Source organism: Streptomyces sp. NPDC042102 (assembly GCF_055582305.1).
This window is the reverse complement of sequence record NZ_JBVJDL010000001.1, coordinates 1,469,556-1,482,536: the sequence shown is the minus strand read 5'-3', so window position 1 is coordinate 1,482,536 and position 12,981 is coordinate 1,469,556. Positions and strand designations below refer to the sequence as shown.

General features: G+C 75.4%; 11 protein-coding genes. 7 read left to right on the top strand and 4 right to left on the bottom strand.

Annotation, left to right across the window (positions count from 1 at the left end; translation table 11 throughout):
• The first annotated feature begins 3 nt into the window (after positions 1 to 3).
• The gene (locus ACZ6KO_RS06060) at positions 4 to 963 is read left to right on the top strand and encodes a trypsin-like serine peptidase (RefSeq protein WP_469300554.1); all 960 of its coding nucleotides are present in this window, start codon (positions 4 to 6) and stop codon (positions 961 to 963) included.
• Here the strand turns inward: ACZ6KO_RS06060 and ACZ6KO_RS06055 are convergent.
• Positions 923 to 1,339: a hypothetical protein gene (locus tag ACZ6KO_RS06055; protein ID WP_469300551.1), complete on the bottom strand. Its 417-nt coding sequence runs from the start codon at positions 1,337 to 1,339 to the stop codon at positions 923 to 925. The two genes, ACZ6KO_RS06060 and ACZ6KO_RS06055, sit on opposite strands and share 41 nt — an antisense overlap.
• A 51-nt stretch (positions 1,340 to 1,390) precedes the next feature.
• Complete coding sequence (locus ACZ6KO_RS06050; RefSeq protein WP_469300549.1) at positions 1,391 to 2,332, bottom strand: AEC family transporter; 942 nt, start codon at positions 2,330 to 2,332, stop codon at positions 1,391 to 1,393.
• Positions 2,333 to 2,399: 67 nt separating this feature from the next.
• Between ACZ6KO_RS06050 and ACZ6KO_RS06045 the strand changes: the two genes are divergently transcribed.
• The 5 genes from ACZ6KO_RS06045 to ACZ6KO_RS06025 all read left to right on the top strand — a co-directional run bounded on the left by ACZ6KO_RS06045 (position 2,400) and on the right by ACZ6KO_RS06025 (position 8,364).
• Positions 2,400 to 3,758, top strand: coding sequence for a sensor histidine kinase (locus ACZ6KO_RS06045; RefSeq protein ID WP_469300547.1), 1,359 nt, complete (start codon positions 2,400 to 2,402; stop codon positions 3,756 to 3,758).
• Positions 3,755 to 4,435, top strand: a complete 681-nt coding sequence (locus ACZ6KO_RS06040) for a response regulator (RefSeq protein WP_469300545.1) — start codon at positions 3,755 to 3,757, stop codon at positions 4,433 to 4,435. Before ACZ6KO_RS06045 ends, ACZ6KO_RS06040 begins: the two co-directional genes overlap by 4 nt.
• Before the next feature lie 54 nt (positions 4,436 to 4,489).
• Positions 4,490 to 5,944 (top strand): serine/threonine-protein kinase, encoded by a 1,455-nt coding sequence (locus ACZ6KO_RS06035; protein ID WP_469300543.1) that lies wholly within the window; start codon positions 4,490 to 4,492, stop codon positions 5,942 to 5,944.
• Between the two features lie 117 nt (positions 5,945 to 6,061).
• A complete protein-coding gene (locus ACZ6KO_RS06030) occupies positions 6,062 to 7,108 on the top strand; it encodes an alpha/beta hydrolase (RefSeq protein ID WP_469300541.1) in 1,047 nt (348 codons plus the stop codon).
• The gene (locus ACZ6KO_RS06025; protein ID WP_469300538.1) at positions 7,105 to 8,364 is read left to right on the top strand and encodes an acyltransferase family protein; all 1,260 of its coding nucleotides are present in this window, start codon (positions 7,105 to 7,107) and stop codon (positions 8,362 to 8,364) included. The genes ACZ6KO_RS06030 and ACZ6KO_RS06025 overlap by 4 nt, the downstream gene beginning before the upstream one ends.
• 74 nt (positions 8,365 to 8,438) lie before the next feature.
• Here ACZ6KO_RS06025 and ACZ6KO_RS06020 read toward each other — a convergent pair whose 3' ends face one another.
• Positions 8,439 to 8,861 (bottom strand): DUF350 domain-containing protein, encoded by a 423-nt coding sequence (locus ACZ6KO_RS06020; protein WP_469300536.1) that lies wholly within the window; start codon positions 8,859 to 8,861, stop codon positions 8,439 to 8,441.
• A 95-nt stretch (positions 8,862 to 8,956) separates the two neighbouring features.
• Here ACZ6KO_RS06020 and ACZ6KO_RS06015 point away from each other — a divergent pair, with 95 nt between their 5' ends.
• On the top strand, positions 8,957 to 10,777 hold the full coding sequence (locus ACZ6KO_RS06015; protein ID WP_469300534.1) for a GNAT family N-acetyltransferase: 1,821 nt from the start codon (positions 8,957 to 8,959) through the stop codon (positions 10,775 to 10,777).
• Between the two features lie 21 nt (positions 10,778 to 10,798).
• Here the strand turns inward: ACZ6KO_RS06015 and ACZ6KO_RS06010 are convergent, their stop codons facing one another.
• Positions 10,799 to 12,889, bottom strand: a complete 2,091-nt coding sequence (locus ACZ6KO_RS06010) for an AMP-binding protein (protein WP_469300532.1) — start codon at positions 12,887 to 12,889, stop codon at positions 10,799 to 10,801.
• Positions 12,890 to 12,981: the final 92 nt, after the last annotated feature.

The following is a 12,981-nucleotide window of genomic DNA, read 5'->3' as shown; positions in this document are numbered from 1 at the left end:
GTCATGTCCAGTGTTGTGTCGTTGCGCCGTGCCCTGGTCGTCGCGGTGGCGGTGGGCGCCGCCCTGACCGGCGGCCAGCTGCCCGCGCGGGCGGCCGCCACCGCCGTCCCGTCCGCGCCGGGCGCCGTGCCCTCCGCGCCGACCGCCGTCCCGTCCGCACCGACCGCCGTCCCGTCCGCACCGGCCGCCGTACCCTCCGCACCGGCCGCCGCGCCGGGGATGGCCGCGCTGCTGCCCGCGGCCGCCCGCTACACCTCGGCCGTCGCCGGGCCCGGGGACGGCTGGGACTTCGCCGGGATCCCGGTCGTCGGCCGGATGTACTCCGCCAAGACGAAACGGTACTTCTGCACCGCCAGCGTGGTCTCCTCCCCCGGCCGCGACCTGGTGCTGACCGCCGCGCACTGCCTGCTGGGCGCCGACGCGCGGCAGCTGGCCTTCGTCCCCCAGAACACCGCCGCGAAGCCGCAGCCGCACGGGAAGTTCCCCGTCCGCCGGATCTGGATCGACCCCCGCTACCGCAAGCACGGCGTCAACCGCGCGGCCGCCCTCGACGTCGCCTTCGTCGAGGTGGGGCCGCGCGCGGACGGACGCCGGGTGGAGGACGTGGTGGGCGGCAACCGGCTGGTCACGGGCTCCGGGTTCGCGCACCGGGCGGTACGGCTGATCGGCCATCCGGCACGGTCCGGGCGGCCGCGCGCCTGCGACAACCGGACGACGAGGTTCACCAGTACCGATCCCAGGATCCCCGGCTCGTTCCTGCGCATCGACTGCACCGGTTTCCTCGGCGGCACCAGTGGTGGCCCGTTCCTGGCCCGCTACGACGCGCGCACCCGCACCGGCGACGTGGTGGGCGTGATCGGCGGCTGGAAGACGGGCGGCGACCTCGCCGACACCTCGTACAGCTCCTATTTCGGGGCCGACGTCAGGAAGTTGTACGCACGGGCGGCCTCCGCGGCGGGCTGACGGAGGGCGGCGGGCCCGCCGGGGCCGGCGCGGCGGCCGGGACCGGCGGCCGTTGCCGCCGGGTGCGGCGCGGGTTGCCGACGCTGCGCGGGGTCTGCGGGACGCCCGCCGCGATGACCGGGTCCGCGGGCGGCAGTTCCAGGTGACGGCGCAGCTCGGCCAGCGCCATGTGCACCGGGGCGAGGATCAGTTCGGCACGCGGGTGGACGCCGCCGAGGGCGTGCGCGGTGGTCTCGATGGCTTCGGCGGCGTCCTCGGCCGCGGTCCGGCTCCAGCCCCCGGCGGTGACGGCATCGTGCAGGTGGCAGGCGGCCTCGGCCGCGGCGTCGGCCCGTTCACCGACGCCGGGCGCCGCCACGGTCGGCAACAGCTCCATGACGGGATCAACGAGCGAGGCGCGTGATGGCCACCCCCGCGGGCGACAGGCCTAGGTTGCCCACTGGAGCCACAAGGGGAGCAGGATCAGTGCGGCCAGGGAGCTCTTGACGACGAGGGCCGCCGAGAGGTCGACGCCGACGTCGTAGCGCTGGGCGAAGATGAACAGGTTCTGCGGCGCGGGCATCGCCGCGATCAGCACCAGGTACGTCAGCCAGTCCCCGCGCACGCCGAACAGCGGCCCGCACACCACCCACGCCAGCAGCGGGAACGCCACGCACTTGAAGGCGATGAGCGAGAGCTCCTCCCGCGTGGTGCCCCGCAGGTCCAGGCCCGTCCCGCCCAGGTGCAGGCCGAGCGCGAACAGGGCCACCGGGGAGGCGCTGTCGCCGACGAAGGCGAACCCGTCGAGCACCACCCGCGGCACCGGCACCGGCAGCAGGTTCAGCGCGATGGCGGCGTTGCAGGCCAGCACCAGCGGGGTGCCGAGGGAGGCGCCGACGGCCCTGGCCAGCCGGCGGCCCGGGCCGCCGACCGGGTCGGCCCGGCCCAGCTCCATGATGGCGATGACCGCCAGCGAGAGCACGCAGACCTGGAAGAGCAGCACCGGGAAGATCGGCGCCGCGTCGCCGAACACGGTGATGAAGACGGGCACGGCGAAGTAGGCGGTGTTGACCTGGACGCCCGCCATGACACGCAGCGCCACCGCGCGCGGCTCGCGCCGCCCGTACGCCGCCGAGACCAGGCCGACCAGCACGACGGCGACGGCGGCCGTCGTCGCGTAGCCCGAGATCGCCCGCCAGTCGAAGAGGGCGGCCAGGTCGCTCGCGTAGATGTTGCCGAAGAGATAGCAGGGCACGGCGAAGAGGAAGGCGTAGTCGGCGAAGGCCTTGGAGGCCTCCGCGGGCACCACCTTGCGCCGCGCGAGCAGGACGCCGCAGCCGAAGGCCAGCACGACCGGTATCAGTTTCTCCAGCGCGGCCATCGTCCCCATACGCCCCCGCACCCCTCTCGTCCGGCGACGTCCCGGGCCGCCCGGTGGAGCGTACGCTGGACGGATCATGAAGAGCGAAGGCCCCTCCCCGGATCCCTCGAACCCCTCCAATCCGTCGCATCCCTCGAATCCCACCAACCCGTCGAATCCCTCGGGTTCCTCCCCGCATCCCGCTCCCAGGGTGCCGCGCAGCTTCGGCGTGCTGCTGCGCTCGCCGGCCCGGCCCGGCGAGCCGCTGTTCGCGGACGCGCCCAAGGCCTGGCAACGCCGGCTGCCGTACGCGGTGGCCGCGCTGTTCGTGCTGGCCCTGCTGCCGACCACGATCGCCGTGCTGGCCAACGAGTACCGGCAGGACGGCGGCTGGGCGGGCGCGCTGGGCGTGGCCCAGACGGTGCCGCTGCTGCTGGCGGTGACCCGGCCGGTGCAGGCGTGGGTGATCGTGCTGGCCTCGGACGTGCTCGGCGCGGCGCTCCTGATCGGTGTGGACGGGGTGGTGGGGCGGCCCTGGCCCTGGACGCCGATGGTGATCATCGGCTACCTGCTGCTGATGGCCTTCGTGGGGCTGCGCGAGTCGGTCCGGACCATGATCGGGGTGTGGCTGGTCACCGGCGCCGCCGGGGTGGTGCTGGGGGCCGTGCAGCCGACGGGGTCGGCCAACACCCACGCGCTGATGTTCGTGCTGTCGGGCGTGGTGCTGGCGTTGACCGGCGTACTGCGCGGGCTGGGGGACGCGCAGCGGCGGATCGCCGAGCAGGAGAGCATCAGCGAGGCCGAGCGGGCCCGGCGCACCCTGCTGGAGGAACGGGCCAGGATCGCCCGGGAGTTGCACGACGTGGTCGCCCACCACATGTCCGTGATCACCGTGCAGGCCGATTCCGCGCCGTACCGGCTGCCGGGGATGGCGGAGCCGGTGCGGCAGGAGTTCGAGGCCATCGCGGCCAGTGCGCGGGAGTCGCTGAGCGAGATGCGGCGGCTGCTGACGGTGCTGCGCGGTGACGGCGCGAACGGGGAACGGGCCCCGCAGCCGGGCCTGTCGCGGCTCCAGCAGCTGGTGGAGACGACCGTACGGGCCGGGCAGCCGGTGGAGCTGTCGATGGCCGCCGGGGTCGCGGACGGGGTGCCCGCCGCGGTGGACCTGTCGGCGTACCGGATCGTGCAGGAGGCGCTGGCCAATGTGGTGCGGCACGCCCCCGGGGCGCCCACCCGGGTGTCGGTGACCGGCGACGGCGCCGAAGTGCTGGTCATGGTCGTCAACGGGCCGGCCCGGGACGCCGTGGTGGCGCTGGAGAGTTCGGGCACGGGGCACGGTCTGGTGGGGATGCGCGAGCGCGTACGGTTGACGGGCGGGACCCTGGACACCGGCCCGCTGCCCGACGGCGGCTTCCGGGTCGCCGCCCGCCTTCCGCTGACCGAGGACGCCAGTTGACCATCCGTGTGATCATCGTCGACGACCAGGCCATGGTGCGGGCGGGGTTCGCCGCACTGCTGTCGGCGCAGCCCGACATCGACGTGGTGGGCGAGGCCCCGGACGGCCGCGCCGGCGTCTCGGTGGCCCGTTCGCTGCACCCGGACGTGGTGCTGATGGACGTACGGATGCCGGAGATGGACGGACTGACGGCGGCCCGCGAGATCCTCGACCCGCCGCCGGGCGTGGTGCACCGGCCGAAGGTGCTGATGCTGACCACCTTCGACATCGACGACTACGTGTACGAGGCGCTGCGCGCCGGGGCGTCCGGGTTCCTGCTGAAGGACGCGCCGCCGGCCGACCTGATCGCGGCGGTCCGGGTGGTCGCCTCGGGCGAGGCCCTGCTGGCCCCGTCGGTGACCCGCCGGCTGATCGCGGACTTCGTGGAGCGGCGCCCGGCGCCGCGCAAGGACCCCAGGCTGCGGCTGCACGGTCTGACGCCGCGCGAGACGGAGGTCCTGGAGCTGATCGCGCGTGGCCTGTCGAACCAGGAGATCGCCGGCCACCTGGTGGTGGCCGAGCAGACCGTCAAGACGCACATCGGGCGGGTCCTGGCCAAACTGGACCTGCGCGACCGCGCGCAGGCGGTGATCTTCGCGTACGAGGCGGGCGTGGTCCGGCCGGGCGACGGCGGCTGAGCCTCCCCGATTCCCCCTGCTCGCGCACCCCGTCCCTCGTACGCTGGTGCTGCCATGACGGGGCGGGGCACCGGGGGGACGATGGAGCGCGGCGCGATGCTGGGCGGCCGGTACGAGCTGGTCAAGCGGCTCGGGCGCGGCGGCATGGGTGAGGTGTGGGCCGGGCGGGACCGCGAGCTGCACCGCGACGTGGCGCTGAAGCTGCTGGTCCTGGGCGACGACGGCCTCCCCGACCTGCCCAGACGGTTCGACCGGGAGGCGGTGGCCGCCGCGCAGATCAACCATCCGGGCGTGGTCGCCCTCTACGACCGCGGCGTGCACGAGGACGTGCTGTTCATCGTGATGGAGAAGGTGGAGGGCAGTTCGCTCGCCGAACTCGTGCGCCGCGAGGGCCCCATGGACCTCACCCCCGCCCTCGCGGTCGCCCGCGGGATCTGCGCGGCCCTGGCCGCCGCCCACCAGGCGGGCGTCATCCACTACGACATCAAGCCGCACAACGTGATGCTCACCGCCGACCGGCGGGTGAAGGTCGTGGACTTCGGGATCGCCGGGTTCGTCCAGCGGTCGTTCTCCGTGGCCCACTCCTCCCAGCTGGCCCCGGCCGGCACCCCCGAGTACGGCGCGCCCGAGCAGTTCCTCACAGAACGCGGCGACGAGCGCTCGGACCTGTACGGCCTCGGCGGCGTGCTGTTCACGCTGCTCACCGGCCGGCCGCCCTTCACCGGTCACCACGCCATGGCGGTCATGCGGCGCAAGCTGGACGAGGAAGCGCCCCGGCTGGACTCGCTCCGCCCGGGCCTGCCGGCCGAGCTGACGGCGCTCGTGTCCGAGCTCCTGGAGCGTGACCCCGCCCGCCGGCCCGGTTCGGCCCGGGAGGTGTACGACCGCCTCGGGCGTATCGCCGGCCCCGGCAGGCCCGGCAGCCCTGGCAGCCCCGACAGGCCCAGGCGTCCCGCCCCGGCCCGGACGACCCGGACGACCCGGCCGGGACCGCCGGACCATCCGCCGGGCTCTCCGCCCGGCCCTGCGGCGGGCGGGGCCTCGGCGCACGGGGATCCGGCGCCGGACGGCGCGCGGCGGCCGGTACGGCTCCTCCGGCGGGCGGTAGTCTGGGCCGCACTCGCCCTGACCGTCGGCCTCGTCGGGTACGGCGGCCACGCGTGGACGCAGACCCAGTACTTCGTGGGCGCCAAGGGCGACCATGTCGCCCTCTACCGGGGTATCAGCCAGGACGTGGCAGGGATCACGCTCCACGAGGTCGACCGGGACCACCCCGAGGTGGAACTGAAGTACCTCCCGCCGTTCCGGCGCAAGCTGGTCGAGGCCACGATCCGCACGGACAGCCTCGACCAGGCGAGGGAGCGGATCGAGGAACTGGCCACGCAGGCGTCGGCGTGCAAGAAGATCGAAGAGCGCCGGGCTGCCGAGAGCACCGGCGTCCAGCCGTCGCCCGATGCCCGCCTCTCGGCGCAGGAGCAGGAGCTGGTCGGGCTCTGCGGCGTGCGGTGACCCCCCTCTCCTCCACCCCCTACCCAGGTATGACATCGCGCTTGGCTCCACGGTGCGACGCCCGGTGGGACACCTGCTTCCTACCTTCTCCCCGCCACGAGGAGAAGGAGAAGGAGCATGCGCCGCTTCCGAAGGACGCTGGTCGCCGCCGCGCTGACGGTGACGGTCGTCGCGGGCACCGCGGGCTGGATGTCCGCGGACACCCAGCAGGCGGTCACCGGCCCGCCGCCGGGGGCCGCGGCCTGGTCGGCCGACCGGCTGCCCGGCCACGACCGGCTGCCTGATCCGGCGACGGCGTCGCCGGGCGAGGTGGCGCGGTTCTTCGCCTCGCTGGACGAGGCGGACCGCCGGGAGCTGCTCCGCCGGCACCCGCTGGTCGTGGGAAACCTCGACGGGGCGCCCGTGGCCCTGCGGTACGAGGCCAACCGGCTCGCGGTGCGGCAGAGCGGAGACGCCCGGTTCGCGGGCCTCGCCGGCCCCGGGCGGCAGATCCTGGCCTTCGACCCGCGCGGGCGGGGACAGGTCGCCGAGGTGTTCGGGGACCTGGCGGGCGCGGCGCACGTCTCGGTGGTCGTGCCCGGCTCGGACAGCGACGCCGCGACGTACGACGGCCTGCGCCGCCCGTACACCGGTCCGGGCGCGATGGCGCGGGCGCTGCGGGCGGCGACCGGGGACCGGACGGCGGTGGTGGCGTGGACCGGGTACACCACGCCGGTCGGGGTGGGGCTGGACGCGGCGGGCGGGCGGCTGGCGCGGGCGGGTGCGGAGCGGCTGGTGCGTTTCACGCGCGGACTGGACGCGGTCGGCGCGGCCGATCCGGTGCTGTTCTGCCACTCGTACGGCTCGGTGGTGTGCGGGCTGGCCGCCGGCCGGACCGACGCGAGCGACGTGGTCGTCCTCGGCTCGCCCGGGATGCGGGCGGATTCGGTGGCGGGCCTGCGGACGGGTGCCCGGGTGTGGGCGGCCAAGAGCCCCTCCGACTGGATCTCCGACGTGCCGAACGTGGAGTTCGCCGGACTCGGCCACGGCACGGACCCCGCCTCGCCGGCGTTCGGGGCCCGCCGGGTGCCGGCCGCCGACGTCCAGGGGCACACCGGGTACTTCGTGCCCGGCACCCGGTCCCTGGCCGCGTTCGCCCGGATCGCCGAGGGGGACGTGCGATGAGCGGCGCGCCGACCACCCGGACGCCGGCCGGCCGCCCGCTGGCGGTCCGCCCGCTGACCGCGCTGCGCCGGACCGCCGACCGGATCGAGCGGCGCACCCCGGCCCACCGCGACCGCGCGATCGACGGGCTGCGCGCGCTGGCGCTGCTCGCCGTACCGGCCGGGCACTGGATGCTCGGCGGGTTCACCCTCGACGCGGACGGCGGCCTGCACAACGCCAGCCCGCTGTCCGCGTTCGGCGGCCTCGCCCCGGCCAGCTGGGTGCTCCAGATGCTCGGCGTCTTCTTCCTGGTCGGCGGCTACGCCTCGGTGCTCTCCTACCGGCGGCGCCCGGGGACCGCGGGGGCGTGGCTGCGCGGCCGGGTCGCGCGGCTGGGGCGGCCGGTGCTCGGGGTGACGGCGGTGTGGGCGCTGGCGGCGCCGGTGCTGTACGCGGCGGGGGTGCCGGAGGCCACCTTGCGGACCGGGGCGACGCTGGTGATCCAGCCGCTGTGGTTCGTCGGGGTGTACGTGGTGGTGACCGCGCTGACGCCGTACTGCGTGCGCGCGGCGGGCCGGCTCGGCGGATGGGCGGCGGCGCCGCTGCTCGTCTCGGTGGCGGTGGTGGACGCCCTGCGGTACGGCCCGTACGCGGACGCGGTGCCTTCGTGGGTGGCGGTGGCGAACATCCTGCCGGGCTGGCTGTTCGCGTACCAGCTCGGTGTCGCGTGGGGCGAGCGCCGGATCGGGCGGCGCGGTGCGTGGCTGCTGCTGGCCGGCGGGGCGCTGCTGTTCGCGGTGCTGCTGGCGGTGTTCCACTACCCGGCGTCGATGGTGGGTGTGCCGGGTGCGGAGCGGACCAACTCCCACCCGCCGTCGCTGCTGGTGCTGGCGCTGGCGGCGGCGCAGTCGGGGGCGGCGATCCTGCTGCGGGACCGGCTGGCGCGGGCGCTGGCGCGGCCCGCGCTGTGGGCGCCGGTGGTGGTGATCAACCTGTCGGCGATGACGATCCTGTGCTGGCACCAGAGCGCGATGCTGGCGGCGGCGGTACCCGCCTCGTTCGCGGGCGGGGTGGTGGGGCTGACGACGGCGCCCGACACGCTGGCGTGGATCGGGCAGCGGCTGGCGTGGCTGCCGGTGTTCGCGGTGCTGCTGGTGGGCATCGCCCGGTACGCGCGGCGGTTCGAGGAGCCGTGGACGAAGGCGACGGCGGTGCGCCGGACGGCGGCGGGGATCCTGGCGGCGGGCTTCGCGGTGTTCGCCCTGGGGCTGGCCTGAGCCGCGGGCGGCCGGACACGACGAGAGCGCCGCTTCCTGCGGGAAGCGGCGCTCTCGTCGTGCGGTGGCGCGGGTCAGGCGATGGACGCCGACACGATGGCCGCGACCGCGAGGTTGCAGGAGGCCGTGACCCACACGGCCGGGTGCGGCTGCGGGTCGACGACGATGGCGCCGAGCTTGCCCGGGGTGACCACGTCCAGGACCAGGAAGGCGACGGCCATCAGGACCAGGCCGAGCAGGCCGAACACCGCCGTGGAGACCAGGCCCTTGCCGAAGTCGTCGTAGGTGGTCCAGATGGAGGTGAAGACGATGCCGCCGATGCCGAGGAGCGCGGAGCTGAGCAGCAGCGCGGCATTGCGGTTGCGCTCCTCCCAGATCTGCTTGCCGAGCTTCCCGGGCGTCAGCACGTCCACGAGGACGATGCCGAGGATCAGCAGCACCAGGCCGAGGGCGCCGTAGGCGCTGGTGCGGCCAAGTCCGTTGATGATGTCGCTCATTGAGAAGCCTGTCTCCGTGTGGGGTGGAAAATCGAGTCCCTGGGGGAGGCTGAATCTATCGCACGGCTGTCTGAGATGGCACGGGGAGGGCACGGATGATGCGGATCCGGGCGGCGCGGCTGCACGAGGCGGCAGGGCTGTCCGAGCTGGTGATGCGCTCCAAGGCGCACTGGGGGTACGACGCGCCGTTCCTCGCGCGGTGCGCGCCGGAGCTGCGGATCCGGGCCGAGGACATCGGCGTCCGGCGGGTCGTCGTGGCCGAGAACGAGTGGGGTACGGCGGTGGGGGTCGCCTCCCTGGACGGCGCGGCGCCGCGGGCGGCACTGGGGCTGCTGTTCGTGGAACCGGCGGCGATCGGCTGCGGCGTGGGGCGTCAGTTGTACCGGTATGTCCTGGCCCGGGCGCGGGAGCTGGGGGTCCGCCGGCTGGTCATCGACGCCGATCCGCACGCGGCCGGGTTCTACCGGGCCCTGGGGGCGCGGGAGCTCGGTGCGGTGGGAGCACTGCTCCGCTTCGAGGCGGAACTCACCCCGCCCGCGCCCTGGGTGCGGGCGTGGACCGGGGGGCGACGCGCCGTACATATCGGTAATGTCGGGGAATTCAACGCCCAGTTCGGCGACGTCTCCCTGGACCGGGAGCAGCGTGCCGCCCACCACTACGCGTGCCTGGCCGCGTTCTACAGCCCCCGGCCGGCGGCCCTGGTCCTGCCCCGCGCGGTGCCGGTGGGCTGGCTCGGCCGACTGGGGCGGGAACTGGGCTGGGACGAGGCGGGCGCGGAAGGGGCCGAGGGCGGGGGCGACGGTGCGGTCGAGGGCCACGGTGCGGTCGAGGTGTACGACGGCCTGCTGGCGGACGGCGGCGGCGGACCGCTGCTGTCGGCGGCGGTGCGCCGGCGGCCGGCGCTGGCGGAGCGGCTGACGGGATCCGGACTGCCGCTCGTGCCGTGGGGCCGCACCCGGGAGTTCGCGCGCCTCGCGGGCCTGCCGTGGCGGCCGGAGTCCCTGCGGCACGAGTCGAAGGCCGCCTCGCACGCGCTGTTCGCGCGGATCGTGGCCGAGGGCGGGCACCCCGGGATCGTGGTGCCGGCCCAGTGGCCGGCCGCGACCCGGCGCGCGGCCGTCCGGCTGCTGGCGGCACGGGCCCGGGCCGGCGAGAGCACCGTTCTCAAATCGGAGCACGGGGTCGGCGGCTCCGGCACCACCGTGGTGACACCGCAGGACGTCGGGGCGGCCGGCGGGGCGCGGGCCGTCCTGCGCCGGCTGCCGCGCGGACCGCTGCTGCTGGAGGAGTACGTGGCCGGGCCCGCCGGTGCGGGGGACGGCCCGGAGGTCCGGGACCTGACGTACGACGGATTCGTCGATGCGGCGGGCCAGGTGCACGAGGTGGGCGCGGCCCTGATGGACGTGGCCGGCACCGGTTACCGCGGTGCCACCGTCGGCCCCGGCGCGGTGCCGGCGTGGGCCGCGAAGCCCCTGCTCGCGTTCGGCGAGGCGGTGGGCCGGGAGCTGGCGGCCGCGGGCCACCGCGGCTGGTTCGACGTCGACTTCGTCGCCGATGCGCAGGGCCGGCTGGCGCCGACCGAGACCAATCTGCGCCTGACCGGCCCGTCCGTCGCCTTCGTGGTCGCCGCGCGCCTGGACGAACTGCGCGGCGGCGCGCACCTGGTCCGGGTGATGGACCGGGTGGACCTCGGCGCGCGGCTGCCCGAGGAGCCGCTGGAGGAGCTCTTCGCCGCGCTGGCCCGCGCGTGCCGGGAGCGGGACGCCGTCTTCCTCCCCGCCATCCCGACCGCCGCGTTCGAGCCGGCGCCCTGGTTCGGGGCGCTGGTGGCCGCCCGTACCACCGGGGCCCTCGACGCGGCGGAGGAGCTGGTCCGCGACGGGGCCCGGCGGACGGGCGACCTCTTCACCCGGTGAGCCCGGGCCGGTGCGGGCCGGTCAGGCGCTGTGCCGGCCCCTGCCGCCGCCCCTCCCCCCGGCCCCGTTCCCGTTCCCGTCCTCGTCCTCGTCCTCGCCCTCGTCCGTGCCGCTGTCCTCGTCCCGGGTGAAGCCGAACGGATCGGGCTGCTTGCGGGTGAGGTACACCGCGACGACGGCGGCCGCGATCATCAGCGGCACGTTGAAGGCGTAGACCAGGGCCGCCTGGCGGGGCCAGTCCTGCTTCTGCGCCAGCCGGTAGAAGTTGTCCTGGGGCCACCAGGACATCAGCAGGTACACCACCGCCAGATGGGCCGCGGTGGTGAGTCGGCGGGAGCGGCCCTGGGCGCGCATCCGGGACCGGCCCGCGACGAGGAAGAAGACCCCGGCCCCGAAGGACAGGCATTCGATGACGTAGAGGATCTGGAAGAAGCCCGCCCAGACGCTGGGCACACCGGTCAGGTCGGTGGAGTAGGGCCAGAAGAAGTCGGTGAGGACGAAGGCCAGCACGGCCGGGACCAGTGTCAGGCAGCCCACCCCCAGGCCGGTCGGGAACTCGCCCTCACCCGTGGCGGCGGCGTACTTGCCGCCGGTGGCCCGCGCGCGCTGCGGCTCGACGGGCAGCGGCAGTCCGGCCCGCTGTTCCCGGCCCGCCCGGGTCCGGGGCAGGGTGCGCAGGGTGGCCGTACCCCGGGGTATCTGTGCGTGGGGCAGCTTCCCCTTGAGGAAGTCGCGCAGGGCCGCGGTGTCCGGCAGGCCCGGCCCGGGGTCACCGGCCGGCGGGAAGGCGGGCGGCGCGAGGTAGGCGACGAGCCGGTCGGTGCCCTTGCTGTCGGGGACGGCGCGGACGAGGACCGAGCCGACCTCCTCGTGGCACCGGATGACGGACTCCACGCGGTGGGCGTCGATGCGTCCCGTGGCGAGCGAGATGTCGTCCCGGTCGCGGCCGGCGTACTCCAGCAGCCCGTCGGCGCGCAGCAGGCCGCGGTCGCCGGTGGGCAGGGCGTCGCCCCCTTCGGGCGGGGCGAGGTGGATCTCGCCGTCCCGGAGGTCCACCCGGCAGCCGGGGAAGGGCAGGCCGATCAGCGAGAGCCGCTCGGGGTGCTCCTCGGGGCGGGGCAGCTGGGCGAGTTCGAACCAGGTGCCGCACCCGGCCGTCTCGGCGGTGCCGTAGACGTTGAGCACGCGGGCGCCGGGCCGCAGCCGGGTCTGCAGCTCGCCCAGTTCGTCGAGGAAGAGGCGGTCGCCGGTGACCGTGAGCAGGCGCACGCGCCCCAGCTCCGGGTCGGGGCGGCGCAGATCGGGCCGGCCGGGCGCCGGGGCCAGCAGCCGGACGGCGCCCGCCGGGTCGGTGTGCACGGCGGTGACCTGCTCGGCCGCCGCGACGCGGCGGACCTCGTCGGCCCGCCAGGAGCCGCGCACGGGCAGCACCAGGGTGCCGCCGGAGCACAGTGCCCGGGTCCAGCCCGCGGCGAAGGCCGTGCCGTCGCAGGGGGCGGTGATCAGGTGGCGGTCGTCGCCGGTCAGCCGCGCCACCTCGGCCCAGCCCTCGTACGCGGCGAGCAGCCGGGCGTGGCCGAGGGGCACGGCGTGCGGCACCGCTCCCCCGCCGGTCAGGACCGCGGCGGTCGGGCCGGCCGCCTCCCCCGCCGCCGGTGGCTCCTGCTCCGGCCGGGCCGCGATCGCGGCCGCGTCGGTGTCCATGCGGACCATGAGCCGGCCGGTGCCGTCGTCGAGGCGGGCCCCGTGGGCGCCGTGGGTGAGGAGCGCGAACGGCTGGACGGCGAACAGCTGCTGGTGCGCGACACGGCCCGCCTCGGGGTCCACCAGCGCATAGGCTCCGCCCGCCTTCAGGACGGCGAGCAGGCCGATCAGGGTGTCCAGGGGCTGGGCCGCGGCCACGGCCACGGTCGCCCCGGCCGGTATCCCGGCGTCCAGCAGATGATGTGCCAACTGGTTCGCTCGTGCGTCCAGTTGCCGGTAGCCGAGGCTGCGCGGTCCGGAGATGACGGCGCGCGCGTCGGGGGTGTCCCGGACCCACCACTCGAAGCGGGCCAGAACGGTGTCGGCGGTGCGGGGACCGGATCGGGTCGACTCGGATTCCTGCGTCATGTGCCGATGATGCCACCGGGTACTGACACACACGATGGTTACTTCCTCGTACGGGAGTTGGAGGAGCGGCCGCCCGAAGGGCCCGCGTGGCG

Bases quoted from the DNA above. Each gene is read 5' to 3' on its own strand.
- ACZ6KO_RS06060 (WP_469300554.1), top strand. From the start codon at position 4: ATGTCCAGTGTTGTGTCGTTGCGCCGTGCCCTGGTCGTCGCGGTGGCG.
- ACZ6KO_RS06055 (WP_469300551.1), bottom strand. From the start codon at position 1,339: ATGGAGCTGTTGCCGACCGTGGCGGCGCCCGGCGTCGGTGAACGGGCC.
- ACZ6KO_RS06050 (WP_469300549.1), bottom strand. From the start codon at position 2,332: ATGGGGACGATGGCCGCGCTGGAGAAACTGATACCGGTCGTGCTGGCC.
- ACZ6KO_RS06045 (WP_469300547.1), top strand. From the start codon at position 2,400: ATGAAGAGCGAAGGCCCCTCCCCGGATCCCTCGAACCCCTCCAATCCG.
- ACZ6KO_RS06035 (WP_469300543.1), top strand. From the start codon at position 4,490: ATGACGGGGCGGGGCACCGGGGGGACGATGGAGCGCGGCGCGATGCTG.
- ACZ6KO_RS06030 (WP_469300541.1), top strand. From the start codon at position 6,062: ATGCGCCGCTTCCGAAGGACGCTGGTCGCCGCCGCGCTGACGGTGACG.
- ACZ6KO_RS06025 (WP_469300538.1), top strand. From the start codon at position 7,105: ATGAGCGGCGCGCCGACCACCCGGACGCCGGCCGGCCGCCCGCTGGCG.
- ACZ6KO_RS06020 (WP_469300536.1), bottom strand. From the start codon at position 8,861: ATGAGCGACATCATCAACGGACTTGGCCGCACCAGCGCCTACGGCGCC.
- ACZ6KO_RS06015 (WP_469300534.1), top strand. From the start codon at position 8,957: ATGATGCGGATCCGGGCGGCGCGGCTGCACGAGGCGGCAGGGCTGTCC.
- ACZ6KO_RS06010 (WP_469300532.1), bottom strand. From the start codon at position 12,889: ATGACGCAGGAATCCGAGTCGACCCGATCCGGTCCCCGCACCGCCGAC.